The 24,553-nt window shown below is 62.6% G+C and carries 28 protein-coding genes; 20 read left to right on the top strand and 8 right to left on the bottom strand.

Going from position 1 to position 24,553, the window contains the following annotated elements:
• Positions 1-5 precede the first annotated feature (5 nt).
• The 8 genes from coaE to ACZ5YV_RS11690 all read left to right on the top strand — a co-directional run bounded on the left by coaE (position 6) and on the right by ACZ5YV_RS11690 (position 4,833).
• Positions 6-599, top strand: coding sequence for a dephospho-CoA kinase (gene coaE, locus ACZ5YV_RS11725; protein ID WP_464787768.1), 594 nt, complete (start codon positions 6-8; stop codon positions 597-599).
• A 34-nt stretch (positions 600-633) separates the two neighbouring features.
• A complete protein-coding gene (gene dnaQ, locus ACZ5YV_RS11720; RefSeq protein ID WP_464787767.1) occupies positions 634-1,326 on the top strand; it encodes a DNA polymerase III subunit epsilon in 693 nt (230 codons plus the stop codon).
• 80 nt (positions 1,327-1,406) lie between these two features.
• Positions 1,407-2,012, top strand: a complete 606-nt coding sequence (hpf, locus tag ACZ5YV_RS11715; RefSeq protein WP_449474533.1) for a ribosome hibernation-promoting factor, HPF/YfiA family — start codon at positions 1,407-1,409, stop codon at positions 2,010-2,012.
• A gap of 138 nt (positions 2,013-2,150) precedes the next feature.
• Positions 2,151-2,618 (top strand): PTS sugar transporter subunit IIA, encoded by a 468-nt coding sequence (locus ACZ5YV_RS11710; RefSeq protein ID WP_464787766.1) that lies wholly within the window; start codon positions 2,151-2,153, stop codon positions 2,616-2,618.
• Position 2,619: 1 nt separating this feature from the next.
• Entirely contained in the window at positions 2,620-3,075 is a 456-nt protein-coding gene (locus tag ACZ5YV_RS11705) for a PaaI family thioesterase (RefSeq protein WP_464789212.1), read from the top strand.
• Positions 3,065-3,403, top strand: a complete 339-nt coding sequence (locus ACZ5YV_RS11700; RefSeq protein WP_464787765.1) for a DUF1491 family protein — start codon at positions 3,065-3,067, stop codon at positions 3,401-3,403. The genes ACZ5YV_RS11705 and ACZ5YV_RS11700 overlap by 11 nt, the downstream gene beginning before the upstream one ends.
• Positions 3,404-3,584: 181 nt before the next feature.
• Positions 3,585-4,232, top strand: a complete 648-nt coding sequence (locus ACZ5YV_RS11695) for a cell wall hydrolase (protein ID WP_464787764.1) — start codon at positions 3,585-3,587, stop codon at positions 4,230-4,232.
• A 109-nt stretch (positions 4,233-4,341) separates the two neighbouring features.
• Positions 4,342-4,833 (top strand): MmcB family DNA repair protein, encoded by a 492-nt coding sequence (locus ACZ5YV_RS11690; RefSeq protein WP_464787763.1) that lies wholly within the window; start codon positions 4,342-4,344, stop codon positions 4,831-4,833.
• Positions 4,834-4,856: 23 nt separating this feature from the next.
• On the opposite strand, the gene ACZ5YV_RS11685 is transcribed toward ACZ5YV_RS11690, so the two are convergent.
• Both ACZ5YV_RS11685 and ACZ5YV_RS11680 read right to left on the bottom strand, forming a co-directional pair.
• Positions 4,857-5,090 carry a hypothetical protein gene (locus tag ACZ5YV_RS11685; protein WP_464787762.1) on the bottom strand — a complete coding sequence of 78 codons (234 nt, stop codon included), beginning with the start codon at positions 5,088-5,090 and terminating at the stop codon, positions 4,857-4,859.
• A gap of 245 nt (positions 5,091-5,335) precedes the next feature.
• A complete protein-coding gene (locus ACZ5YV_RS11680) occupies positions 5,336-5,935 on the bottom strand; it encodes an ankyrin repeat domain-containing protein (RefSeq protein ID WP_464789211.1) in 600 nt (199 codons plus the stop codon).
• 70 nt (positions 5,936-6,005) lie between these two features.
• On the opposite strand from ACZ5YV_RS11680, the gene ACZ5YV_RS11675 reads away from it, so the two are divergent.
• The 3 genes from ACZ5YV_RS11675 to ACZ5YV_RS11665 are packed head-to-tail and all read left to right on the top strand — an operon-like array spanning position 6,006 to position 7,783.
• Positions 6,006-6,662: an SCO family protein gene (locus tag ACZ5YV_RS11675; RefSeq protein WP_464787761.1), complete on the top strand. Its 657-nt coding sequence runs from the start codon at positions 6,006-6,008 to the stop codon at positions 6,660-6,662.
• Positions 6,663-6,666: 4 nt separating this feature from the next.
• On the top strand, positions 6,667-7,092 hold the full coding sequence (locus ACZ5YV_RS11670) for a YcgN family cysteine cluster protein (protein WP_464787760.1): 426 nt from the start codon (positions 6,667-6,669) through the stop codon (positions 7,090-7,092).
• Complete coding sequence (locus ACZ5YV_RS11665) at positions 7,073-7,783, top strand: M48 family metallopeptidase (RefSeq protein WP_464787759.1); 711 nt, start codon at positions 7,073-7,075, stop codon at positions 7,781-7,783. Before ACZ5YV_RS11670 ends, ACZ5YV_RS11665 begins: the two co-directional genes overlap by 20 nt.
• On the opposite strand, the gene trhO is transcribed toward ACZ5YV_RS11665, so the two are convergent.
• Positions 7,780-8,601 carry an oxygen-dependent tRNA uridine(34) hydroxylase TrhO gene (trhO, locus tag ACZ5YV_RS11660; protein WP_464787758.1) on the bottom strand — a complete coding sequence of 274 codons (822 nt, stop codon included), beginning with the start codon at positions 8,599-8,601 and terminating at the stop codon, positions 7,780-7,782. The two genes, ACZ5YV_RS11665 and trhO, sit on opposite strands and share 4 nt — an antisense overlap.
• Before the next feature lie 64 nt (positions 8,602-8,665).
• Here trhO and pdeM point away from each other — a divergent pair, with 64 nt between their 5' ends.
• A complete protein-coding gene (gene pdeM, locus ACZ5YV_RS11655) occupies positions 8,666-9,325 on the top strand; it encodes a ligase-associated DNA damage response endonuclease PdeM (protein ID WP_464787757.1) in 660 nt (219 codons plus the stop codon).
• Positions 9,326-9,510: 185 nt separating this feature from the next.
• Positions 9,511-12,285, top strand: a complete 2,775-nt coding sequence (locus ACZ5YV_RS11650; RefSeq protein ID WP_464787756.1) for a TonB-dependent receptor — start codon at positions 9,511-9,513, stop codon at positions 12,283-12,285.
• Here the strand turns inward: ACZ5YV_RS11650 and ACZ5YV_RS11645 are convergent.
• On the bottom strand, positions 12,263-12,997 hold the full coding sequence (locus ACZ5YV_RS11645; protein WP_464787755.1) for a YggS family pyridoxal phosphate-dependent enzyme: 735 nt from the start codon (positions 12,995-12,997) through the stop codon (positions 12,263-12,265). The genes ACZ5YV_RS11650 and ACZ5YV_RS11645 overlap by 23 nt on opposite strands.
• Positions 12,998-13,044: 47 nt before the next feature.
• On the opposite strand from ACZ5YV_RS11645, the gene ACZ5YV_RS11640 reads away from it, so the two are divergent.
• Positions 13,045-13,593: a thiamine phosphate synthase gene (locus ACZ5YV_RS11640; protein WP_464787754.1), complete on the top strand. Its 549-nt coding sequence runs from the start codon at positions 13,045-13,047 to the stop codon at positions 13,591-13,593.
• A 92-nt stretch (positions 13,594-13,685) separates the two neighbouring features.
• Here ACZ5YV_RS11640 and ACZ5YV_RS11635 read toward each other — a convergent pair whose 3' ends face one another.
• Together ACZ5YV_RS11635 and ACZ5YV_RS11630 are read right to left on the bottom strand one after the other, a co-directional pair.
• Positions 13,686-14,228 (bottom strand): RES family NAD+ phosphorylase, encoded by a 543-nt coding sequence (locus tag ACZ5YV_RS11635; protein ID WP_464787753.1) that lies wholly within the window; start codon positions 14,226-14,228, stop codon positions 13,686-13,688.
• Between the two features lie 273 nt (positions 14,229-14,501).
• A complete protein-coding gene (locus tag ACZ5YV_RS11630; RefSeq protein WP_464787752.1) occupies positions 14,502-15,233 on the bottom strand; it encodes a hypothetical protein in 732 nt (243 codons plus the stop codon).
• Between the two features lie 226 nt (positions 15,234-15,459).
• Between ACZ5YV_RS11630 and ACZ5YV_RS11625 the strand changes: the two genes are divergently transcribed.
• The 4 genes from ACZ5YV_RS11625 (at position 15,460) to holA (ending at position 20,217) form a co-directional block, all read left to right on the top strand.
• On the top strand, positions 15,460-15,909 hold the full coding sequence (locus ACZ5YV_RS11625) for a DUF3576 domain-containing protein (protein ID WP_449474517.1): 450 nt from the start codon (positions 15,460-15,462) through the stop codon (positions 15,907-15,909).
• Positions 15,910-15,972: 63 nt separating this feature from the next.
• Positions 15,973-18,597 (top strand): leucine--tRNA ligase, encoded by a 2,625-nt coding sequence (gene leuS / locus ACZ5YV_RS11620; protein ID WP_464787751.1) that lies wholly within the window; start codon positions 15,973-15,975, stop codon positions 18,595-18,597.
• A 100-nt stretch (positions 18,598-18,697) separates the two neighbouring features.
• Positions 18,698-19,195, top strand: coding sequence for an LPS assembly lipoprotein LptE (lptE, locus tag ACZ5YV_RS11615; protein ID WP_464787750.1), 498 nt, complete (start codon positions 18,698-18,700; stop codon positions 19,193-19,195).
• A complete protein-coding gene (gene holA / locus ACZ5YV_RS11610; protein ID WP_464787749.1) occupies positions 19,192-20,217 on the top strand; it encodes a DNA polymerase III subunit delta in 1,026 nt (341 codons plus the stop codon). The genes lptE and holA overlap by 4 nt, the downstream gene beginning before the upstream one ends.
• Before the next feature lie 37 nt (positions 20,218-20,254).
• On the opposite strand, the gene ACZ5YV_RS11605 is transcribed toward holA, so the two are convergent.
• Positions 20,255-20,491, bottom strand: a complete 237-nt coding sequence (locus ACZ5YV_RS11605; protein ID WP_464787748.1) for a hypothetical protein — start codon at positions 20,489-20,491, stop codon at positions 20,255-20,257.
• A gap of 332 nt (positions 20,492-20,823) precedes the next feature.
• Here ACZ5YV_RS11605 and msrB point away from each other — a divergent pair, with 332 nt between their 5' ends.
• Together msrB and ACZ5YV_RS11595 are read left to right on the top strand one after the other, a co-directional pair.
• Entirely contained in the window at positions 20,824-21,228 is a 405-nt protein-coding gene (msrB, locus tag ACZ5YV_RS11600) for a peptide-methionine (R)-S-oxide reductase MsrB (RefSeq protein WP_464787747.1), read from the top strand.
• Positions 21,229-21,339: 111 nt separating this feature from the next.
• The gene (locus tag ACZ5YV_RS11595; protein WP_464787746.1) at positions 21,340-23,421 is read left to right on the top strand and encodes a transglycosylase domain-containing protein; all 2,082 of its coding nucleotides are present in this window, start codon (positions 21,340-21,342) and stop codon (positions 23,419-23,421) included.
• Here ACZ5YV_RS11595 and ACZ5YV_RS11590 read toward each other — a convergent pair.
• Positions 23,418-24,338: a retroviral-like aspartic protease family protein gene (locus ACZ5YV_RS11590; RefSeq protein ID WP_464789210.1), complete on the bottom strand. Its 921-nt coding sequence runs from the start codon at positions 24,336-24,338 to the stop codon at positions 23,418-23,420. The genes ACZ5YV_RS11595 and ACZ5YV_RS11590 overlap by 4 nt on opposite strands.
• Between the last annotated feature and the right edge of the window lie 215 nt (positions 24,339-24,553).

The raw sequence follows: 24,553 nt of genomic DNA, 5'->3' as shown, positions 1-24,553 counted from the left end.
AGGCCATGAAGATCTATGGGCTGACCGGATCTATCGGCATGGGGAAGTCGGCCGTGGCCGCCATGTTGGGCCAAGAAGGCGTGCCACTGTTCGATGCGGATGCCGAGGTGCATCGGTTGCAGGGACCTGGCGGCAGGTTGCTGCCCGCCATCGAGGCGCGCTTTCCCGGAACGACGGGGCCTGCGGGCGTGGATCGCGGAAAGCTTGGCGCGGCGGTGTTTGGGCATCCGCAGGAACTCAAGGCGCTGGAGGCGATCGTCCATCCGGCGGTCAAGGAAGAGCGGATGGCTTTTCTGCGCCGTCACCGGTCGCGCGCCTTTGTCGTACTGGATATCCCCTTGCTGTTCGAAGGTCATATGGAGCGGACGCTGGCCGGCGTCATTGTGGTGACGGCGCCCGCATGGAAGCAGCGCAAGCGCGTGCTGGCGCGCAAGGGCATGACGGCGGCCAAATTTCGCCGAATCCTGCACTTGCAGACGCCTGATGCTGAAAAACGGCGGCGGGCGGACTATATCATCCATACAGGCACCACATTTGCCGCCACACAGGCACAGGTGAGGCGCTTGGCGGCTTGCCTTGGATCAAAGACAGGTCGATAAGGAAAAACCCGGCAGAGTCGGTGTGAAGAGGTCCATGCGCGAGATTATTTTCGACACCGAAACGACTGGATTTGACCCTGTATCGGGCGACCGGCTCGTGGAAATCGGTTGCATCGAACTCGTGAACCGGGTGCCTTCCGGCCGCACCTTCCATGCTTATTATAATCCCCAGCGGGCGATGCCCGCCGCCGCCGAGGCGATTCATGGGCTGTCGGATATATTCCTGAAGGACAAGCCGCTCTTCGCTCATGGAGTCGAGGACCTGCTGGCGTTTCTGGAGGACAGCCCTCTGGTGGCGCACAATGCGCGGTTCGACTTTGGCTTCCTCAACCATGAGCTGAAACTGTGCGGCCTGCCGGAAGTCGGCATGCACCGGATGATCGATACGGTTGCGATCGCGCGGCAGATGCATCCGGGGGCGAAGCACAGCCTGGATGCGCTCTGCACACGCTATGGCATCGATCGCAGCCATCGCATCAAGCATGGTGCTTTGCTGGACGCCGAACTTCTGGCGCAACTGTATATCGAGCTGAAGGGAGGCCGTCAGATCGGCCTCGGTCTTGCACAGGAGGAGGATAAAGACGCCATTCGGGTGGAACTTGCGAGCGGTATCGCGGTTCGCCCTGTTCGTCCCGCGCGGGTTTTCATGGCCAGCGCGATGGAGCTGGAGAGGCATGCAGCGTTTGTCGCGACGCTGGAAAAGCCGCTCTGGCTGGAGGAGGCTTGAAGGCTGGCTGACATACTGCCCTTCACGCTTCGCCCACCCGGACTGCCTCCTGCAGCCCGGCAAGAACAAGGAGAAGGCATATGGATATTCGTGTTTCCGGGCATCAGGTCGATACGGGCGACGCTCTCAAGGAGCATGTTGCGACCCGGCTGGAGGCCATGGCCGAGAAATATTTTTCGCGCACGATTTCCGCTCATGTCACGTTCCGGCCCGCGCCGCACGGCGCCTTCCATTGCGATATCGTCTGCCATGTGATGACCGGCCTTATCCTGAAAGGGTCCGGTGAAGCGCAGGAAGCGCATCCGGCGTTCGACCAGGCCGCGGAAAAGATCGAACGGCAGCTGCGGCGGTACATGCGCCGCCTGAAGGACCGCCACCCCCAAGCCATTGCGGCAGAGGCTCAGCGGGCCAATGGATATGAGCTGAACGGCATGGATGGCGCGGGTTATACCATCTTTGCTTCGTCGCCGGAGGAGGAGGAACCGGCCGACGCGCCGTTGATCGTGGCGGAGACGCGGGTCGATATTCCTGAAGCCAGCGTGTCTGACGCCGTGATGATGCTGGACCTGCGCAACACCAATGCGCTGCTGTTCCTGAATGCCGGAACGGCCGCCTATAACATGGTCTATCGCCGCCATGACGGGACGATCGGATGGGTGGAACCGCGGTTGGAAGCGCGCGCCTGACAGGTGCCTGACACTGGGGTCCGGCCCCGGGCTGCCATTGACCCAGAGCGGCAGGCAGCCTATGGGGCCGGGCTTTATATCCCCGGACAAGCGCGGTTTTTAAGGGGCAGCGCGCATGCCGGTTGTTCCAGGTTGGTCATGGTTCATTTCAACGACATCGTCGCGCCGCATGCACTTGCAACAGACATTTCGGCGAATGGCAAGAAGCCGCTGTTCCAGAAAATCGCGCTACTGGCTGCGTCCGCCTATGGTCTGGACGCGAACGCTGTATCGGAAGCGCTGTTTGAGCGCGAGCGACTGGGATCGACCGGCTTCGGCGGCGGAGTCGCCATCCCGCATGCAAAGATTCCCGGTCTGGACCGGGTGAGGGGCGTTGTCGTCCTGCTCAATCCCCCGCTTGCCTTCGACGCGGTCGATGAAGCGCCCGTCGACATCGCCTTCGCCCTGCTGTCGCCGGTCGATAGCGGCGCGGAACATCTGAAGACGCTGGCCCGCGTGTCGCGCTATCTGCGTGATGAGGGGCATGTCGCCCGGCTGCGCGGAGCGAAGTCGGCCGAGGCGCTGCACGCGCTGCTGGCCGGTGGCGAAGCGCGTGACGCCGCCTGAAATGGACGGCGCGCCGAGCGGCGAGGCGGCGCATTTCCGCGCGCTGGAGAAACTCTACCGTTCCGCGCCGATCAACCGGATGTTCCGGTCGGAGCTGACGATTCCCGAAGCAGGCCGCTCAATCATCGAGTTCGATGTTGATGAAGAACAGTTTCACGCGGCGGGCGCCGTCCACGGGACTGTCTATTTCAAGATGATGGATGATGCCGCCTTTTATGCGGCGAACAGCCTTGTCAGCGATCGATTCCTGCTGACGACCGCCTTCAACCTGTTGTTCACCCGCCCGATCGGGCCGGGCCGCATCCGTGCCGAAGGGCGGTGGATCAGCGGCAAGCGGCGGGTGTTCGTCGCCGAAGCGAGCCTGATCGACATGGACGGCGAAGAGGTAGGCCGGGGAACGGGCACCTTCATGCGGTCGCAATTTCCGCTGTCGTCGCTGCCGGGCTATGCAGGCTGACCGGCTGACCAGCGCGATGCTGGTCGGCGTGCTGGTAAGGCGCGCGGCCGGGGTCGGCGGATTCGCCACGGTACTGGTGAAGGGCGATGAGATCAGCGGCGCAATCCTTATCGAAACCGCCGAAAGAGGGCAGGCTATGGGCCTGTTCGAGCGGGTTTCCGACTTTGCCGGTGGATATAGGTTGGAGCGTTGCGGACCCGCGCCGGAGGAGGGAAGCGATTCCCTCAATCAATATATAGCGAGGCGTCGGAGATCAGACCCCGATCTGTGGGTCGTGGAACTCGATATCGCGGATGCGGAACGGTTCGCCGCTGAAACGATCTGTTGATCGTTGACTCTGAACAGATGGAAAGGCACTGGCCCCACCCAACGCTTAACGCGCAGGTTGCCAAATTCGCCCGTGGGGGGCGGGCGAGGTAAACACGCAGACGGGGGGCGGCCTGACGTCGATTATGTGATGGGGTTTTTCCCGACGTCTCTGGCCAAGAACCGCATGTTTCTGAGTTATAATGAGTTTTCGTTTGAAGGCCGCGACTGCCGCGGCATTTGCATTGACCGCGACCGTAGCGGTTACTGCGGCCGACATGTCGAGCGCTAGCGAAGTCGCTCCATCGGTCGTCTCCCTTCCGGGAAATCCAGAGCTGAATGCGGCTCCGGCGGCTTCCAAGCCCGCTGTTATTTTCGCCGCGCCGCGCGAAGTCGCCCAGTCGCTGGCCAATCTTTCTGAAACGCCCGACGTCCGCGCCGACAATCTGTCCGCTCTGGTCGATGCACAGGGCGCAGCCGAAGCCGTCGAAGGCGACATGAAGTGCCTGGCTGGCGCGGTCTATTTCGAATCGAAGGGCGAGAGCCTGGAAGGCCAGCTGGCCGTTGCCCGCGTCATCATCAATCGCGTGAAGTCGGGCCGTTTCGCCAGCAGCATGTGTGGCGTCGTCTATCAGCCGGGCCAGTTCAGCTTCGTGCGTGGCCGTGGCATGCCGACCATCCCGATGGCGAGCGAAAGCTGGCGCGAGGCTGTCGCGATCGCGCAGATCGCGATGCAGGACAGCTGGAACAGCAAGGCCGAAGGCGCGCTGTTCTTCCATGCTCGTCGCGTGTCGCCGAGCTGGGGCAAGCGCCAGCTGGCCTCGATCGACAATCATATTTTCTATCGCTGATCCTCGGGTCGCACATCACAAGGACAGCGGGCCGGTTCAGGAAACTGAATCGGCCTTTTCTTTTGTTCCCTTCTTGTTCTAATATGGCGCGATGAGTCCGGTTTCTTCCATGCCAGTTCCCCAAGGGGGCTGCTCCCCGCTGACCGATGGCACGGCGCTGGCCGTCGCGCGCGGCACGCTGCGGCTGTTTTTCCGCCATGACATGAGCGGGATATTGGAGGTGCCGTTGCCCAATGGCCGCCGTGCCGACATCATGGCGTTGGATAGTGCAGGGCGGATCACCATCGTCGAGATCAAATGCAGCCGCGCCGACTTGCTGGGTGACATGAAATGGCCGGATTATCTGGACTATTGTGATCGCTTCTTCTGGGCGGTGCCTTCGGGTTTTGACCTGTCGCTGTTTGACAGCGAGGCGTTATGGCCCGCGCGCACCGGCCTGATCGTTGCCGATCAATATGATGCCGAATTGCTGCGGCCTGCGCCGGTGGAACCGCTGGCGGCGGCACGGCGGAAAGCGGAGACGCTGCGCTTTGCACGGCGGGCGGCGCGGCGGCTGACCGCGCTGGCCGATCCCGATCATGCCGCTGAACTGGGATGGTGACGCAAGGTCATCCACCATAGGCGTCAGCTGGAGCGCGTACCCCAATATTCATCGGCCAGGAATCGGTGGAGCGCCGTCGATCCCTGCCGCGCTGCTGTCCGCGCCATGTGGCGGCGGATGTCGTAGCTGCTGTTGTTCAGTCCGGTATGGAATGAATCCAGCGCCTTTTTCGTTTCATGCGGCGCATGCGTATAGGGCTGGAAGATATTGCCGAGCGCCTGCTCCCAGGCTTTCTCGATGTCGTTCTTGCGCTCCATAACCTGCCTCTCCGGGCTTGGGATGATAGAGAGGAGATGGGAAGGCGGAGGGCGTGAGACAAGGCGTATGGCGTCCAGATCTATCTTGCCGAAATCGTTAAAAATGCCGTTTGAGCTGAGCTTGTCGAAGCCCTTGCTTTCTAAAAAGAAGTGAAGCCGTTGGCTTCGCCGGCCTTCGGCTCGACAGGCTCGCGGCGAACGGTAGCTAACCTGCGCGGTTCCGAAGGGTGAGCCTGTGACCAGCTCTAAAAAGTCGGACCCTGCACCGGCCCCGAAGGTGCGGCCTTTGGCTTCGATGCCGCCAACACCTCGACAATTCCGGAGGTGCGCGCGTCCCGTTCCGCATAGTCGCGCGCGGACATGCCTGCGATCGTGTCACGCTTGTCAGCATTCGCCCCCTGCGCGACGAGCAGGCGGACGAGTCCGATGTCCCGTATCTGCACCGCGCGGATCAGCGGGGTTTCGCCGCTGCCATTCGTCTTGTCGATCTGCGCGCCGCCAGCCAGCAGGGTGCGCACCCCGTCTTCGAAGCGGGCCTGCACCGCGTTCATGAGCGGTGTATTGCCCCGGTTGTCGGCAAGATTGGGATTGGCGCCCTTGGCCAGCAGGAAGGACAGCCATGTATTGTCGCGACGGGCGATGACGAGGTGCAGTGCGGTTTCGCCGCTGGTGACGTCGCGGCTGTTGATGACGGTCGATCCGGGCTTCTGGATGAGGTCGGTCACCTTCTGCCCGTCGGCGTCCTTGACCGCCTTCAGGAAATTATAGCTGTCCGAAAATTGCGCCTGAGCCGCAATCGGCGACAGCAGCGCGAGTGCCAGAGCAGCCGCGCGGCCTGCGCCCATCCAAGCCGTAAAAGCCTTCATCATCGTCCTTAAGCCCCGTTGGCATTTGCAATAGCGCCCATAGCAGGGCATGGCTGGCGGCGCCATGAACAAAGCGATCCGTTCCTTCGTCCTGCCACTCACCGTCCTGCTGGCCGCCTGCAATATGGGCGCTGGCGGCAATGCATCAAGCGAGATGGAAGGGACGCGCGGCGATCTCGCCGGAGCGCGGATTGGGGCGCCGTTTACCCTGACCGACCAGGACGGGAAGAAGGTGCGGTGGGACGATTTCAAGGGCAAGTACCGGCTGGTCTATTTCGGCTACAGCTATTGCCCCGACGTCTGTCCGCTGGATTTGCAACATATCATGCAGGGCTTTTCGCAGTTCGAGAAGGCGGATGCGGCGCGGGCGGCGAAGGTGCAGCCGATCTTCATCAGCGTCGATCCGGAGCGTGACACGCCTGCGGTTCTGAAGACTTATGTGGCGGCATTTCACCCGAAGTTGATCGGCCTGACCGGCACGCCTGACGAGATCGCGAAGGTGGCGAAGGATTTCGTCGTCATCGCCAGCAAGGAAAAGGCGCAAGGGGCCAGCGGCTATCTGGTCAGTCACACTCGCACGCCCTATTTGTTTGGGCCGGACGGCCAGCCCGTGGCTCTGGTTCCGGTGGACGATCCGGGGACCCCGGACCAAGATGAGGGAGGGCGAGACAATGTGCGCGCCTTCCTGGAAAAATGGGTCAAGTGACGGTTTGAACTTCTGGGAAAAGCCCCTCGACAAGCTGGACCGCGCGGAGTGGGAAGCGCTGTGCGACGGTTGCGGCAAATGCTGCCTGCACAAGGCGGAGGATGAGGATACGGGGCGCGTCTATCCGACCAACGTGGCCTGCCGCCTGCTCGACCGGCATAGCGGACAGTGCAGCAATTACAGTGAACGGCGGCGGTTCGTGCCCGATTGCGTGCGCCTGACGCCGCAGAAGGTGAAGACGATCAGCTGGCTTCCGCGGACCTGCGCCTATCGGCTGCGCGGCGAGGGCAAGCCGCTGCCGTCTTGGCACTATCTGATCAGCGGCGATCGGGAGGCGGTGCATCGTGCGCAAGAGTCCGTGCGCGGCTGGACGATTGCCGAGGCGGACGCGGGCGACTGGGAAAATCATCTTGTCGACCGGGAAATCTGAGAGCAGCATCGTTATCGACGGCATTGCCGTTCCAGTGCGCATCCGGCGTTCGGCGAGGGCGAAGGCCTATCGGCTGTCGCTGGACCATGCGCGTGGCGAGTTGCGGCTGTCGCTGCCGATGCGAGCCAATCTGAACCGCGCGCTGGGTTGGGCGCAGGGGCATGAGGGGTGGGTCCGGACGCAGATGGCGGCGCGGCCTGCGCTGGTCATGCTGGACGATGGCGCGCTGTTTCCGCTGGAGGGGCGGGATGTGCGTGTCTGTTGGGTCGCTGACGCGTCCCGCACCGTCCGGGTGGAGGGTGATCGCCTGCTGCTGGGCGGGATGCGCGAGTCGGTTGGTCCGCGTGTGCTGCGCTGGCTGAAGACGCGGGCGCGGGCGGTGCTGGAAATGGAGAGCCACGCGATGGCGCGCGATCATGGGCTGATCGTTGCATCGGTCGGCATTGGCGACCCGCGGAGTCGTTGGGCGAGTTGCGCGTCGAGTGGGGCGATCCGCTACAGCTGGCGCCTGATCCTGTGCCCGCCGCATGTCAGGCGGGCGACGGTGGCGCATGAGCTCGCTCATTTGCTGCACATGGATCATAGTCCGGCCTTCCATGCGGCCCATGCGCGGATATTGGGTGAGGACCCCAAGCCAGCGCGTGCCTGGCTCAGGCAACATGGCGCGGGGCTGCACCGCTATGTGAGTTAGGCTGCGGCGGGCTGATCATCGGCCGGGCAATCATGCGCGGCGTCCTGTTGATGAGCGAGGCCACAGTCGCGGCAGATGACATGCTGGCCGGGGGCGAGGCCGTGGCCGACCGAGACCCGCTCGTCGAACACGTAGCAGTCGCCCTGCCAACGGCTCTGTTCCTCCGGCATTTCCTCCAGATAGCGCAGGATGCCGCCGCGCAGATGATAAACATCCTCAAATCCGCGGGAACGCACTAGAGCGGTCGATTTTTCACATCGGATGCCGCCGGTGCAGAACATGGCGATGCGAGGGGTTTGCCCCTGATCGCGCAGCTGCTCCACGAAGTTGTCGAACCAGGCCGGGAAGTCGCGGAAGGAGCGGGTGCCGGGATCGATCGCGCGCTCGAAGCTGCCGACCGCGATTTCATAGGCGTTGCGGGTGTCGATGACGATCGTGGCGGGATCGGCAATCAGATCATTCCATTCCGCCGGATCGAGATAGCGCCCCGCCTGCGATGCGGGGTCAAGATCGCCCGCGCCCAGCGTGACGATCTCTGCCTTCACCTTTACCTTCATGCGGGCGAAGGGCTGTTCATCGGTGGACGCATATTTGACGTCGAGGTCCGCGCAGCCGGGCAGCGTGCGGATATGGGATATGAGCGCGCCGATCCCCTCTTCGCTGCCCGCGACCGTGCCGTTGATCCCTTCCCGCGCGAGGATCAGCGTGCCGCAGGTCCCGAGCTGCGCGCACAGCGTCCGCAATTCCGCCGCCAGTCCTTCCGGATCGGGAAAGGTGGCGAAGCGATAGAGCGCGGCGATGGTGAAGGGCGGAGCCATGCCGCGCCCATAGCCGCTTCAGGCCCCTCTTGAAAGGCCGGGCGCGAGCGCGCATAGGCGGGGCATGGTTCCCTTTTCGTTCGCGGGTCACGAGTTTCTGGCACTGCCTGAAGCGGCGCTCTTCTGGCCCGCGCGATCGGCGTTGCTGGTGGCGGACCTGCATTTCGAGAAAGCGAGCTGGTTCAGCCGTTTTGGTCAGTTCCTGCCGCCCCATGACAGCCAGGCGACGCTGGACGTGATCGAGGCGCTGGTGGCGCGGACGGGGGCGCGTGCCGTCTGGTCATTAGGTGACAGCTTCCATGATGCGGACGGCGCTGCGAGGCTGCCAGCGCGTGTGCGTGATCGGCTGGAGGCGCTGACGGCGCGGCTCGACTGGCTGTGGATCACCGGGAATCATGATGCGGGCATGGATGCGACGCCGGGCGGACGGCGCATGGCGGAAGCTGAGGTCGATGGCGTCTGGCTGCGTCATGAGGCTGATCCGGTTGACCCGCGTCCCGAGATTTCGGGGCATTTTCATCCGAAATTGCGCCTTTCCCTGCGCGGGCGGCGCGTGTCGCGGCGTTGTTTCGTGGGATCATCGTCAAAGCTGATCCTGCCAGCGCTGGGCGCGCTGACCGGGGGACTGGATGCAAGCCATGGTGAAATCCGCCGCGCGGTTGGGCCGGGCGCGATGGCGATGGTGCCGGTCGCGAACAGGATGTTGCGCTTTCCGCTAGGCTAGCAACGCTACGGAAACGTAGTGTTAAGCTGTTGCTGCTATACCACAGGGGTCTGTAATAAGATCAACGCCCGGATACAAAGGGTTGGAAAGGCTCGCTTGTCTTGCCTTTGACCTGCTGTGTCCGCATAATCGCACTCCTAAAGTCGACATGGGAAAACCATGCGCTGCAGGAGAGGAAGGGTCCCATGAACAAGAAGAATCTATGGCTGTTGTCCGCTGGCATGATCGCGCTGGCTGGATCGGTTTCTCATGCTGGGGCGCAGGAAGCGCCTCCCCAGGGCGCCGCCGAAGAGGATGGCGGCGTCATCATCGTTACCGCGACGCGCCGCGCCAGCCCTTTGTCGGACGTGCCGATCGCCGTGTCGGCCGTCACCGCCCAGGCGATGCAGAATAGCGGCGCGAGCGATATCCGCGCGCTTAATCAGCTGGCGCCATCGCTGCTCGTGTCATCGACCGGGTCGGAAGCCAATGCGTCCGCCCGAATCCGGGGCATCGGCACGGTGGGTGACAATCCGGGCCTTGAAAGCTCGGTCGCGCTGTTCATCGATGGCGTCTACCGCTCTCGCACAGGTGCGGGGCTTAATGAACTGGGTGAGATCGAGCGCGTCGAAGTGCTGCGCGGGCCGCAGGGGACGCTGTTTGGGCGCAACGCTTCGGCGGGTATGATCAACGTCATCAGCAAGGCACCCGAATTCAAACTGGGTGGCAAGGCCGAGGTCACTTACGGCAATTATGATTATTGGCGGCTAGCGGGGCGTATCACCGGCCCGGTGAGCGACCAGCTGGCGTTGAGCCTGGATGGCGTGTGGTCGAAGCGGGACGGCTTTTACGACCTGGTGGACACGAGCGGCAACAAGGTCGGCGAAACCAACGATCGCGATCGCTATTTCGTGCGCGGACAGGCGCTGTTCGAGCCCAATGACGCGCTGTCGATCCGGTTGATCGGCGATTACACCAATCGTGACGAAAGCTGCTGCGGCGCGGCTTATATCGAAACGCGCGAGCGTGTGCCCTTACCGGGCGGCGGTTACACGACCAACCCGACCAACCGTATCGCGACGATCCTGTCGGCGCTGGGAAGCGTCTTCCCTGCCGATCCCTATGATCGCAACCTTACCATCACCGAGGGCCGCAACTATGTAAGCAAGGTCAAGGATTGGGGTGTTTCGGGTGAAGTGAATTACGACCTAGGTGGTGCGAAGCTGACCAGCATCACTGCCTACCGCGATTATAAGAGCCAGGATTATGGTGATTACGACTATAGCGGCGCCGATCTGCTCTATCGCGATCCCAATACCTATCGCCAGTTCCGCACCTTCACGCAGGAATTGCGCGCGCAGGGTTCCGCCTTTGGCGAGGTGCTCGACTGGCTGGTCGGCGGCTATTACGCGCATGAAAAGCTGACGCTGGAGGATAATATCCGGTTTGGCGCGGACTATGGTGCATTCGCCACGTGCCGGTTGCTGCTGGGAGCTGGCGCGACCCCGAGCGCGCTGGCTCCCTTCATCGACCCGTCCCAACAGCGTTGTCTGACGCCGACCGGTCGCGCCGCCGCGGCGGGTTCGTTCGGGGCGCTTGCTCCGCTTCTCAATCCAGCGCTGGATGCGTTGTACAATATCGGTGAGGTCGGTGACGTCAGTTCACGTTATCATCAGAAAAGCCAGAATTGGGCTCTTTTCACCCACAATATTGTTCACCTCACCAAACAACTCGATCTGACTCTGGGCCTTCGCTACACGCATGAGAGCAAGCGATTTTCTGCTGATTTCGATAACGATAATGCAGTCTGTTCAGCATTGCAGGCACGTTCGGCCGGTCCCGACCTTTATGAGGTGGCGACGGGGCAGATACCGGGAGTTCCCCTTGGATCAAACGGCGCGAATTTGGCGGGCGGCATCCTGACGCTGGGTTGCCTGGGCAACGGTTCGACGGGGCTCAACGCGCTGAACCTGAACGACAAGATCAGCAATGGGGAGTTTTCCGGGACGGCGGTGCTGTCATGGAAACCGGTGGATGAGTTGTTGGTCTATGGTAGCTATTCGAAGGGCTATAAGGCGGGAGGTTATAATCTGGACCGCTTCCAGCTGGGATCGACGGGCCTCAACCCGGTTCCCGCGGTCTTTTCACCGCGTCAGCCATCAGACGTGACCAGCCTTCGCTTTGCCGCCGAGAAGGTCGATGCCTTTGAGATCGGCTTGAAATACAGCCAGCCTAAATGGAGCGCAAACATTGCTGCATTCCGGCAGGAGTTCAAGAATTTCCAGCTGAACACGTTCAATGGCACAAGCTTTGTCGTCCAGAATATAAATGGGTGCGACAGCGCGCTGACGGTGGCGCGGACTTGCGCCAGTGATGATGTGGGTCCCGGTCTGATCAGCCAGGGCGTGGAGTTGGAGCTGACCGCCTCGCCCGTGCGGAATGTCCGCTTTGCGGGGGGGCTGACTTATGCGCGGGCGAAGTTCGCCAACCGGTTGGTCGGTAGCGCTGACGGCAGTGTGCCATTGGATCACGGAGCCGATGGCCGGTCAGGCCTGATTCTGCTGCCGGGTCAGATCAACTCGCAGGCGCCCCAACTGGTGACGACGGTCAGCGCTTCCTGGACGCCTGCAATCGGGTCCAGCGGGCTGTCGGCGCTTTTCTACGTGGATGGCCGCATGAGCAGCGATTTCAACAGCGGGTCCGACCTGTTCCCGGAGAAGGTTCAGGATGGTTATGCGGTGTTCAACGCGCGTGTCGGCATCCGCGGGCCGCAGCAGCGCTGGGCGGTGGAATTCTGGGGTCAGAATATCTTCAACCAGGATTATACCCAGGTGGCCTTCAGCAGTCCGCTGCAATCGAGCAGCCCGTCCACGTCGACGACCGGCCAGTTCGCGCTGGGCGCGCCGATGGCAAACCAGCTGATCTCGGCCTATCTGGCCGAACCCCGCACCTATGGCATCACGCTTCGCGGGAGTTTCTGATCATACCTCTCCCGCTCGCCGGAACAGGGCGGGCGGGAGAGGGTCTTTCGCCGAACAAGGCCGTGCCCACGCGAATGTGGGTCGCGCCCAGCATGATGGCGGTTTCGAAGTCGCCCGACATGCCCATGGAAAGCTGATCTAGGCCTTCATCGCGGGCTATCTTTGCCAATAACGCGAAGTAGGGCGCGGGCTCAACGTCGGCGGGCGGCACGCACATCAGGCCTGCCAAGGGGATGTCGGCGTCGCGTGCGGCGCGGATCAGGGACGGGGTTTCCGCGATCGGGCAGCCGCCTTTCTGGTCTTCCGCGCCGATATTGACCTGAATAAAGCAGGGGACTTGCTTGCCCGCTGCGTCCATCGCCTTGGCGAGCGCGGTCAGCAGGGAAGGGCGATCAAGCGAATGGATGACATCGAACAGGGCGACGGCGTCGGCGGCCTTGTTGGATTGAAGCTGGCCGACGAGGTGCAGGGTGATGTCCGGCGTTTGCTCGCGGAGGGCAGGCCATTTGGTTTGCGCTTCCTGAACCCGGTTCTCGCCAAAGACGCGCTGCCCGGCGGCGATCAGCGGCTGGATGGCGACGGCGTCCTGTGTTTTGGATACAGCGATGAGAGTGATGTCATCAGCGGTACGGTCAGTGAGGCGGGCGGCGCGGCCCATGGTTTCGCGCACGGCGTTCAGCCGGTTCGCGGCATCGATGCTGTCGGTCGTCATGGGGGCTGCTATAGGCGAGGGCGATGAGAGCCCGCTACGCTAAAAATATGCCCTCCATCTGGTTGGTCACGGACGAGCGCGTTCCGTCCGCAGTGCTGCTGGCAAGTGCCGCGCGGTTGCCGAAGGGTCGGGGGGGAATCCTGTTCCGGCACTATCGCACGGGGTCGCGTGAACGGCGGGCGCTATTTGAACGGGTGGCGGAGATCGCACGGCGACGGCGGCTCATGCTGTTGATGGCGGGATCGGCGCGGGAGGCGGCGGCCTGGGGTGCTGATGGCTGGCATGGGCGAGGGGTCGGGCGGGTTGCACGGCCTTTGTTGCGCAGCATGGCCGTTCATGATGCTCGGGAGTTGCGAGGGGCCGAGCGTGCGGGGGCGGACCTTATCTTCGTGTCGCCACTCTTTGCCACGCGGTCGCATCCGGGGGGAAGAGTGCTGGGACGGGTGGGATTCGCGGCGTTGGCGCATAGGGCGAGGGTGCCGGTGGTTGCCTTGGGGGGCGTCCACGCGGGGCATCGGCGGATGTTGCATGGGTTGGGTGCTTCGGGGTGGGCGGCGATTGATGGTCTGACGGGGGGACCGGTGGTGGGGTGTTAGTGGCTAATCTGGGCGCGGAAGCGGTCATAGCTGGTCCTCCTCCCCACGCTGCGCGCAGGGAGGATTTTAAAGATTTGGTCGCTCGCCGCCGTCTACAAGCCCCATTTCGGCCCGTCGCCTGATAGGTGAATGGAAATTGGCTCTCCGGTCACTGACACCGATGGGCCGCCAAGCTCATTCCAGCGAAATAGGTTCACGTGCCATCCGCCCGAGATCATGCGCGAACGATCAATTATGCCATCTGCGCCTGCCGCACGCGCTTTATCCGCGTTACGCCACGATGGAGGCTCCTGTCCGGCCTCCAAGGCCTGTCGCCACTGCGCATTCGATAAATCGCGATCAATGCCGAGGAGGCGACACGCATGTTCATCGTGCTGATCTAGCACATGAGCCTCGCCTACGATCAATGGGACTACGACGCGGGGCCGACCATCTTCTCGGATGTAGCCCGAAACCGCGATCATTGCCCATTCCAGTTGCGGACTCATGTAGAGCACGGCTTGGCCCGGACGATGGTAGCGTCCTGCGCTCTCGGGCCTGGGGGGCGTAAGGACGTCATCTACCCGATTGGCGAGAACAGACCGGAAAAATTTGCCGCTGACCGTTCGCAACCTTGGGCTTAGATCGTACGTCATTGAGCGAGCCTACTTGTCAGCCGACGGCGAGACAACGACTGCTTTGGGTGAACGATTGGCTAAGTTCCATGGCGACATATGGTCGTCAGCTGCGATCCGTCGTGAGCGCTGCGCTTCTGTCAAGCGTTCGACCCGGCCTCACGAGATCCCAGCGTCCGCTGAGATGACGAGGGAGTGGCGTTAGCTATAGATGGAAAGCAATTACAGCCGTGCGGCCGAATGGCCTGATCCCGTACACCAACATTACTGAAGCCGGGTCTCAGCTCACCAAGATCAGAACTTGAACACCGTACCCAGATAGACGGCCTGGTTATCCTGGCGATCGTCGGTCATCGGGGTCAGGCGGCCGATCACGCTGTTGTTGTAGCGCAGGCCGGCGGTGACGTTCAGGTTGCGCGTCAGCGAATAGGAGCTGGCGACATCCAGTGAATAATCCTTGTCCGCATTGGGGCTCTTGACCGCAGCGGCCGGATCGCGGCGGCTTTCGATCATCACCTTGGTGCTGAAGCGGTTCTTGCTGCCCTGATCCAGCGAGAAATTCTTTGCGCCAGCCATCTCTTCGATCGAAACCGGATCCAGTTCCTTGCGGCCGACGGCCTCGGGCAGGGCGAACTTGCGCCAGTTATGCGCATTGTTCAGGCTGAAGGCGACGGGCGCGATGCCGACCGGGTCGATCGTGCGGCTGACGGTGACGCGATCGTTGAGATCGGCGGCACGGACCATCACCGTCACCGAACGCTGCCCGCTGAGCGAGCCGCTGGTGGGCGTGAAGCGGAAATTCTGACGCCCCGCCGAAGCAGCGATCCGGGCATAGGCAGCAGCCAGACGCGGATCCTTGGTCGTGGGCGTGAAGGAGGAAATGCTGCCCAGAGCGCCGAGCGACACTGGAACATCGGCGCGAAGCCGGACAAGATCGGTTGCGGCGCCAATAGCGGGAGACAGCATAAAGCCAGCGACGGCAACTGCCGCGCTTGCCAATGCCAAATATCCCCTATTCATGCGCATAACGCGAATCTCTTCCCCACCGACTTATTTTCAAAACTTGTACACCCGTCGGGCCGCGATGGGTAGTACGTCATGACCTTTTTGTCCGCGCTGTTGCACGGAACACACAGAGTCCAATAACGCGGCTGGCGGCCAAGCGTTTCAACTGCTGCCACGGCCCCCTTGCCCATTGCGACGGCTTCTCTATAGAAGCGGGGCGTTTTTCTTCAATATGGGACATGCCCTGATGGTCCGCCGCCTACCCGCTTCTGTTTCCGCCGGTCTGCTGCTGGCCGCACTTTTGCCGCTTGCCGCCTGCGGTGGCGGGGCCAAGGAACGTCCCAAGGCCGATCTGGCCGCGTCCAAGGTGACGACGATCGGCGTCAACAGTTATCTGTGGCGTGCGACGCTGGACACGCTGTCCTTCATGCCGATGGTGCAGACGGATTCGAACGGCGGCGTGATCGTCACGGACTGGTACGCCAATCCCAATACGCCCAATGAGCGCATGAAGCTGACCGTATCGATCCTGGACCAGGACCTGCGCGCCGATGCGCTGCGCGTGGCCGCCAGCCGTCAGGTCAATCAGGGCGGCCAGTGGGTCGATGCGCCGGTTCAGGCGGCCACTGTCCAGAAGCTGGAAGAGATCATCCTGACCAAAGCGCGCGACCTGCGCCGCATGGCGATCGCGGGATAAGCTCTTCCTTTTCTTCCAATTTCTTGAACAACCGGGGGCTGGGCTTGGAAGAGCTCAGCCCGCATGCATTTTGAGGACGTGATACAGATGCAAAGGCGCTTCAACCCACTTGAGGCCGATGCCCGCTGGCAGGCCGTATGGGACGAGAAGCAGACGTTCAAGGCGTCGGACACGAGCGACCGCCCACGTTCCTACGTGCTGGAAATGTTCCCCTATCCGTCCGGGCGCATCCATATCGGCCATGTCCGCAACTATTCGATGGGCGACGTTCTCGCGCGCTTCCGGCGGATGACGGGGCATGAGGTGCTGCATCCGATGGGCTGGGACGCGTTCGGCATGCCGGCGGAAAATGCCGCCATGGAAAAGAAGGTGCATCCGGGCGACTGGACCAGATCCAACATCGCGACGATGCGGGCGCAGCTGAAGAAACTGGGCTTTGCGCTGGACTGGAGCCGTGAACTCGCCACCTGCGAGCCAGATTATTATGGGCAGGAACAGGCCCTGTTCCTCGACATGCTGGAAGCGGGGCTGGTTTATCGGAAGGAAAGCGCGGTCAATTGGGACCCGGTCGATATGACCGTGCTGGCCAATGAGCAGGTGATCGACGGCAAGGGCTGGCGTTCGGGCGCGCTGGTTGAGAAGCGCAAGCTGAGCCAATGGTTCCTGAAGATCACGCAGTTTGCCGACGATTTGCTCAGCGGTCTGAAGACGCTCGATCAGTGGCCCGAAAAGGTCCGGCTGATGCAGGAAAATTGGATCGGCAAGTCGGTCGGTCTGCAGTTCCAATTCAAGCTGGACGAGGCTGTGGACGGCATCGGGGAACTGGAGGTCTTTTCGACCCGGCCCGACACCATCTTCGGTGCCAGCTTTGCGGCGATTGCGGCGGACCATCCGATCGCTTTGGCGCTGGAGGCGAAGGATGCGGGTCTGGCTGCGTTCGCTGAGGAATGCCGTCATAGCGGCACTGCCGCTGCGGAGATAGAGACGCAGGAGAAGAAGGGGTATGACACCGGGCGATCGGTGATCCATCCCTTTACCGGCCGTAAACTGCCGTTGTTCGTCGCGAACTTCGTGTTGATGGAATATGGCACGGGCGCGGTCATGGCAGTGCCGGGGCATGACCAGCGTGACCTGGATTTCGCGCGCAAATATATGCTGCCCGTCGAGCGCGTGGTCGCGGCCGAGGGTGATGAGGACAAGGGCATTGGCGAGGAGGCCTATGCCGGGCCGGGCCGCCTGGTGAATTCCGATTTCCTCAATGGCATGAGCGTAGAGGACGCCAAGGCCGAAATCATCCGCCGTGCAGAGGAGGGCGGCTGGGGGACCGGCACGACCGTGTTCCGCCTGCGCGACTGGGGCGTGTCGCGCCAGCGCTACTGGGGGACGCCGATCCCGGTCATCCATTGCGAGGATTGCGGGGTCGTGGGCGTGCCCAAGGATCAGCTGCCGGTGGTGCTGCCCGAAGATGTCAGCTTCGACATTCCCGGCAATCCGCTCGATCGGCACCCGACATGGAAGCATGTCGATTGCCCCAAATGCGGCAAGGCGGCGCGGCGCGAGACGGACACGCTGGATACTTTCGCGGACTCCAGCTGGTATTTCATACGTTTCGCCAGCCAGCCCAAGGACAAGCCGTTCGACCGTGAGACGGTCGAGAAGTGGCTGCCGGTCGGCCAATATATTGGCGGCGTGGAGCATGCGATCCTGCATCTGCTCTATGCTCGGTTCTGGACGCGGGCGCTCCAGTATATGGGGCAGTTGGGCTTTGCCGAGCCGTTCACTGGCCTGTTCACGCAGGGCATGGTGACGCATGAGACATACAAGCTACCGAATGTCGTCAGGCAGATGACTGAGGACGAGTTTAAGGCCTTTTGGCCAGATCATCAGTACGATCCCAAAACAGAAATGACAGAAATTGGATCGTGGCTCGCGCCCTCCGAGGTGGAAAAACAAGGCGATAGGGTCTTCGAAATTGCTACCGGCCGTGAAGCCATTCTCGGCCGCGTCGAAAAGATGTCCAAATCCAAGAAGAATGTCGTCGATCCCGATGACATCATCGCTCAATATGGCGCGGACGCGGTGCGCTGGTTCATGCTGTCCGACAGCCCGCCGGAGCGCGACTTGCCCTGGACCGAAAGCGGCATTGAGGGCAGCTGGCGCTTTATCAACCGGCTTTGGAGGCTGTTTGGAGAGGCGGACAAGGCGGCCGAGGGTGAAGACAAGGCGCTGGACCGCAAGCTGCACCAGACGATCGACGGCATCGCCAAGGATATCGAGGCGCTGTCCTTCAACAAGGCGGTGGCGAAGATCTACGAACTGACCAATGCGGTGGAGAAGGCGAAGCCTTCGGCGAGCCGCAGCGCGGCGATCCGGGCGCTGGCTCTGCTGGTCGCGCCGATGACTCCCCATCTGGCGGAGGAAGCCTGGGCCGACATGGGTGAGGAAGGCTTGATCGCCGAGGCAGCCTGGCCGCAAGTCGATCCGGCGCTGCTGGTCGAGGATGAGGTGACGATTGCCTGCCAGGTCATGGGCAAGCTGCGGGACACCATCACGGTTCCCAAGGGGACGAGCAAGGAAGAGCTGGAACGGCTCGCCCTGGCAGCGCCCAATGTGGCGCGGACGCTGGACGGTGCGACCCCGAAGAAGGTGATCGTGGTGCCCGACAGGCTGGTCAACCTGGTCATTTAACAACGAACCGTTCGCCCTGAGCTTGTCGGAGGGCTCTTCTTTTCTTCAAAAGAAGAACAGGGCTTCGACAGGCTCAGCCCGAACGGATAGAGAGTGTCTCATGATGCGCATTTTGCCCCTGCTTGCTGCCACCGTCATCCTCTCCGCTTGTGGCCTGCGTCCCGTCTATAGTGGGGGCAGTCATGGCGCGGTCGCGCAGAAGCTGGGCAATGTCGAGATTGCGCCGATCGAGGGCAAGGGCGGCTGGCTGGTGCGCAATGCGCTCAACGATCGCCTGTCCGCGATGAGCGGCGCGGGGCCGAGCTATAAGCTGGTGGTGAAGCTGGACGACCAGATCAGCGGCTTTGGCTTGCGCGCCGACCAGGCGATTACACGCGAACGGCGGACGTTGCGGGCGCGCTATCAGCTGATCGATGCGGCCACCGGCGCACAGGTGATCGACGATACGGCGGGATCGGACGCGGGCATCGACGTGACCTCCAGCGAATATGCGACCATCGCGGCGGAAGATACCGCGCTGGAACGGCTGTCGCAGACGATTGCGGACCAGATCGTCTCCCGGCTCGCGCTGTTCGCGGCGAGGGACCAGCAGCGTTGAAGGCCAATCGTGGCCAGATTGAAAAGGCGCTGGACGCACCCCCGGCCGATATCCGTTTCTTCCTGCTCTACGGGCCCGATGAGGCGGGCAGCGCGGCGCTGGGCAAGCGGCTTGAGCGGGCGATGGGGCCGGAGGCGGAGCGCGTCGATCTGGACGGGCCGACTTTGCGGGACGATCCCGCCCGACTGGCGGACGAGGCGGCGTCTTTTTCCATGTTCGGTGACCGGCGCTGGATACGCGTCAACGGCATGGGCGAGGAATCGCTGCCCGCGGTGACGGCGTTGTTCGAAGCGCTGGCGGCAGGCAACCCGGTGATCGCTACCGCAGGGGCGCTGAAGGCTACGTCCAAGCTGTTGAAACTGGCGCTCGACAGTCCGCATGCCATGGCGTTCGCCTCCTATCAACCGGATGCGCGGGAGGCAGAGCAGATTGCCGTCGCGATCGCGCGGGACGGGGGACTACGCCTGCCCGCCGAGCTGGCGAAGCGGATCGTAGACCTGGCCAATGGCGACCGCGCATTGATGGGCGGGGAGATCGAGAAGTTGATCCTATATCTCGACGCCGCGCCGGATCGGCCAGCCGAGGCGACGGCGGAAGCGCTGGACGCCCTGTCCGCCGACAATCCCGATTCGGACGCGGCGCCGCTGGTCAATGCCGTGCTGGGGGGCGACCTGCGCGCCATGCATCGGGAACTGGGGCGTCTGGCCGAGACTGGGACGGCGATGGCGGCGGTGCTGCGGCCGCTACTGACGCGTGCGATGCTGCTCGCCAATATCCGTTCGTCCTTCGATGACAGCGGTCGGTTGGAGGCAGCCGTCGAAGCGGCGGGCAAGCAGGTGTTCTGGAAGGAAAAGGGCGTCGTCACCCGGCAGGTGCGGCTGTGGGATGCGCATGGTATCGCGCGCGTCATCCAGCGGCTGGCGCAGGCAGAGCGGGCGAGCCGGTCGGGGAGGGGCCTTGGCGACCTGATGGTGCGCCATGAACTGCTCGCCATTGCGCGGCAGGCGGCGCGGGAGAGGTAGGGGCGGATCGCAGCATTATCGCGTCCGCCCGCTCACTTCACGATTTACGATCAGCGTACACAATGAGCTTCCAGCGGATCGAACCCTGCCCAGCCGAGTGCTGATGATCGTTTTGCGGCGGAAAAGGATCGGCTTTGTTAGCCGCTATTTCTGAACTGCATCCCATGCAGCGATATATGCCGGACCATGGCACCGATTTTCCCGGTCCATATTCCGTGTCAAATGCGTCATGATTCACCTGAGTCAGGTAACTTCCATATTTGTAAGTGGCCATAGTCTCGCTCCCTATTGGCGAGTTGATGGCTGAACTTGACATAGGGACTGAAGGGACTCATTGTCCCTCTGTCGTTAGACCCTGTTTCCGCAGTTCAGCCGAACGATCGCGGAACCGGATTTACAGGCCGTCGAGGGTGCCAGCCCTCGGCGGCCTTTTTGCGAATCCGGTGTCCTGCCAAAAAGTGAATTAGGCCAGCCGTTGAGTCAATATGATTCAATCTATTGATGTTTTTCTGGCCAATATGGGTCTAGATGTTGTGGTTACATGTTTTGTTCTCAAGGTGGCTGGTTTGCCTTGATCACTTGCAGTGCTGTCGCCATATTGCGGCCATGGACAAGCTCAATCTGACCGACGCCGAATGGCGCGAGCGCCTTTCCCCCGAACAATTTCATGTCCTGCGGGAAGCCGGGACCGAGCGGGCCTTTACCGGCAAATATAATGGCAACAAGGCCGATGGCGTCTATTATTGCGCCGGTTGCGGCGCAGAGTTGTTCGACGCGGAAGAGAAATATGACAGCGGCTCAGGCTGGCCGAGCTTCACTACGCCGGTCGATATCGACGCGGTGGAGGAGATTCGCGATAGCAGCCACGGCATGATGCGCACCGAAGTGCGCTGCGCCAAGTGTGAAGGGCATCTGGGCCATGTCTTCCCCGATGGTCCTGGCGTCAACGGCCTGCGCTATTGCATGAACAGTGCATCGCTGGATTTCAAGCCGCGGGACGAGGTTGAATAATCATTCATCGCGGGTAAAGCGTCGCTTCTCTTGAGAACCAAGCTCACAGGGTCGTTCGCGCCTGATTTGCGCTGGCGGCCCGATCCCTTAGCGCGTATCCGGGCGACATAGATGGCACGATCAGGCAAGAGCAAGGATACGCCCGGGGGCGTGAAGCGGTGGCTGATGCGGGGCATCAAGTTCGGGCTGGTCGCAACGCTTGGCGCATTGTTCGCGATCGTCGTGGCGGTGGTGATCGCCTACCAGTCGCTGCCCAGTTATGAATCGCTGAAATCATCGCCCAATGGGCAGATGATCCGCGTGCATGCCGCCGACGGCAGCGTCATCGTGTCGCTGGGGCCGAGCTTTGGCCGATGGCTGGCCTATGACCAGATCCCCACGGTCATGGTGGATGCGATGGTCTCCACCGAGGACAAGCGTTTTTACCTGCATCCCGGCGTCGATCCGATCGGCATGGCGCGCGCGACCTGGGTGGCGCTGGAGAACCGGGGCAAGGGCCGCCGCTGGCAGGGCGCGTCGACCATTACCCAGCAGGTCACGCGGAACATCTTCCTCAACAACAGCTATAGCTGGGGCCGCAAGGTGCGGGAAATGGTTCTGGCGCTGGCGCTGGAACGGAAATTTTCCAAGCGGCAGATATTGGAGCTGTACCTCAACAAGGTATATTTCGGCGGCGGCGCCTATGGCATCGATGCCGCCAGCCGGAAATTCTTCGGCCATCCCGCTACCGGGCTGAGCCTACCCGAAGCCGCCATCGTCGCTGGCCTGGTGAAGGCGCCGTCCAGCTATTCGCCCACAGCAGATGCCGAAGCGGCGATCGGCCGCGCGGGCGTCGTGCTGGAACTGATGCAGGAAAATGGCGCGATCAGCGCGGCGGAGCGGGCGAGCGTCGATCTGAATGACGTCAAGATGGCGCCCGAGCCGCCGCAAAACAGCGTGCGCTATTTCACCGACTGGGCGCTGCCGCAGCTCGATCTGCTGGTGGATGAGCCCAATGAGCCGCTGGAGGTCTATACCACCATTGATCTTGGGATGCAGAAGGCGGCGACGGCGGCGATCCAGGCCAACGTGCCGTCTGGCGCGCAGGGTGCGCTGGTCTCGCTCGACCGCGACGGGGCGGTGCGGGCGATGGTTGGGGGTCTGGACTATGTGACGTCCAACTATAATCGCGCGACGACGGCCACGCGGCAGCCGGGTTCGGCCTGGAAGATCTTCGTCTATATGGCGGCGCTGGAGGCGGGATATACGCCTGACACGGGCGTCACGGACAAGCCGGTGACGATCAATGGCTGGAGCCCGCGCAACAGTTCCGGGCGTTTTTCGGGCGACATCGATGTTCGCACTGCCTTTGCCTATTCCATCAACACGGTCGCGGCGCAGTTGGGGGTCGAGGTGGGCTTTCCAACCGTGGCGGACATGGCGCGGCGCTTTGGCGTGACGACGCCTATCAATACCCATCCGTCCATGGTGCTGGGTACGTCGGACGTGCGGCTGATCGACATGACGCGCGCCTTCGCCTCGATCGCGCGCAAGGGCGTTGCGGTGACGCCCTATGGCATCACGAAGGTGACGACGGCCGACGGGCGGCTGCTCTATCAGCATCAGGACGATACCAGCCGCGTGCTGGTTGCGCCCTGGGTGGCGGCGGGCATGACCGACCTGATGCAGACGGCGGTCAGCACCGGCACCGGCAAGGCGGCGCAGATCGGCCGACCGGTGGCGGGCAAGACCGGCACGACCAGCAGCAACAAGGATGGCTGGTTCCTGGGCTTTTCCAGCGGCATCACCACGGGCGTCTGGATGGGCCGCGATGATGCGCGCGCCGTCGGCGTGCTACAGGGTGGCCGCGCGCCTGCTCATGCTTTCGCGGACTATATGAAGGTGGCGGTATCCCGTCGCCCGGTCGAGCAGTTCGAGACGCAGGTGACGCTACCCGAATGGCAGTTGGAGCCCGATGATGAGGCCTATTATGGCCAGCCTGACAATGGAACGGGCGGGGGCATGATGGTCGATGAAAATGGATTGCCGATCGGTCAGGACTCGCAGCAGCAACAGCAGCAGGATCAAGAGCCCCAGCAGGACGATCAGTCGGTCGATCAGGCGCCTCCTGCCCGCACGGCGCCGCCAAAGCTGGACCAGCAATGGATTGATCAGGTTCTCGGCCGCGACAGGCAGCGGACTGCGCCGCGCTAACCGGCCTGACGGGCCGCTGCGGCAAAGCGCCGTGGATCAAACGCGCTGGCATCCGGCATCAGGAAATCGACCTTGCCCCGGCCGAAGTCGATGGCAACGCGATCAAACATTCTGAGAGCCTGAATGCCAAGCAGCAGGGTCGGCTTGTCTTGCAGCCCAAGTTCGCTGAATGGCTGGGCATCGGCGAACATGACTGGCAGGTCGGTCAAGGCGATGGGTCCCATGCGGATTCTGCCTATGCGTCCAAGCTGACCCGTCAGGGTTTCGCCGGTCACGCTCATCAGGCTGATCTCGCTCATCGCCGGGGCGCGTTTCTTGCGGATCAGCTTGTCGCGCAGGGCGAGATTGCCGACGCTCAGATGGGTGCCGGTGTCGAGGATGATGTTGACCTTCAACCCATTGGCGTCGGAATGCAGCAGGATCAGTTGCCCCTTGCGCCGCCGTGCCTCGACGATGATGGCGTTGGGGTCACGCCATGAGGGACGGCTGGCGCCTATTTCCATTCGGCCGGTGCGGAAATTCAGGAGGAGGCGCTTGGCATGCAGGCTGTCGAGTCCGAGCAGCCCCGCCGCGCCGAGATGGTCACCCTCGAGCACGGGCGCTTCGATGTCATCGACCGTTTCCGTGCCATAGCCGAGCCGCGGAACGGCGACGGTGCGCGTTTCCTGGCGACCCGCCATGCTGACGATAGTGACGTGGCGGCGGGCGGGCAGGGCGAGCCGGTCGGCAAGGTCACGGGAGATGACCGTGCGCTGCGATCCGGTATCGACAATGAAGTTCCAGGGGCCGCGCCCATCGATGTGGATGGGGATGGAGACGCGGTCGTCGCTGGTCGAGAGGGTGCGGACCACGGCGGGCGGATCGGCCGCAGTTACCGACTGACCCGCGGCTGGCGGGCAGATCATCAGCATGGCCATTGCAGGGACGAGATAAGGCCGTCTCATGCCCTTCGCCTCTTCAGCTAGAGCGCCAAGTCATAGCATGGATCGCCAAGGCCGGTCCATTGCCGCAACTGCTGCACCATTTGCCGATGAAGGCGGCGGGAGCCAGCATTTCCAGCAAGGCAGAGCCAAGCGACACCTTGACTTTGGGGGGGGCTGATCGCTAAACGCGGACGGTCTATCCCGGCCGT

The sequence above is a fragment of the Sphingobium sp. TomTYG46 genome (assembly GCF_055396345.1).
The sequence above is the reverse complement of the archived record's forward strand: the minus strand, read 5'-3'. Positions and strand labels throughout refer to the sequence as shown.